Source organism: Mesorhizobium sp. RCC_202, from assembly GCF_041355295.1.
GTDB lineage: Bacteria > Pseudomonadota > Alphaproteobacteria > Rhizobiales > Rhizobiaceae > Mesorhizobium.
The window spans coordinates 1-740 of record NZ_JBFUPO010000029.1; the positions used below are offsets into that span (position 1 = coordinate 1).

Annotated in this window: 1 protein-coding gene; it reads right to left on the reverse strand. The window is 62.4% G+C overall.

Annotation, left to right across the window (positions count from 1 at the left end):
• Window positions 1–740 (reverse strand): alcohol dehydrogenase catalytic domain-containing protein (locus tag AB6802_RS30055; protein ID WP_371013837.1); only part of this gene is annotated, 740 nt, incomplete at both ends.

Sequence of the window (740 nt, forward strand, 5' to 3'; positions counted from 1 at the left end):
GGCACGATATCGCCGTCGATCTCCTTCGGATTGACGAAATGCGTCATGCCGAATTTTTCGCCCCAGGCTTTCTTGTCGTTGTTCAAATCGACGCCGATGATCATGTCGGCGCCGGCGAGCTTCAGACCCTGGATGACGTTGAGACCGATGCCGCCGAGACCAAAGACCACCGCGGTCGCGCCTTGCTCGACCTTGGCGGTGTTGATGACGGCGCCGATGCCGGTGGTGACGCCGCAGCCGATGTAGCAGATCTTGTCGAAGGGCGCGTCGGGATTGACCTTGGCCAGCGCGATCTCGGGCAGCACGGTGAAGTTCGAGAAGGTCGAGCAGCCCATATAGTGAAAAATCTTGTCCTTGCCGATCGAGAAGCGCGACGAGCCATCCGGCATCAGGCCTTGCCCCTGGGTGGCGCGGATGGCGGTGCACAGATTGGTCTTGCGCGACAGACAAGACGGACACTGGCGGCATTCCGGCGTGTAGAGCGGAATGACATGATCGCCCTTCTTGACCGAGGTGACACCCTTGCCGACATCGACGACCACACCGGCGCCCTCATGGCCGAGGATCGCCGGGAACAGGCCTTCGGGATCGGCGCCCGACAGCGTGAACTCGTCGGTGTGGCAGATGCCGGTCGCCTTGATCTCGACCAGCACCTCGCCATCGCGCGGGCCCTCGAGGTCGACCTCCATGATCTCCAACGGCTTTCCAGCGGCGACAGCGACTGCGGCGCGCGTTTTCAT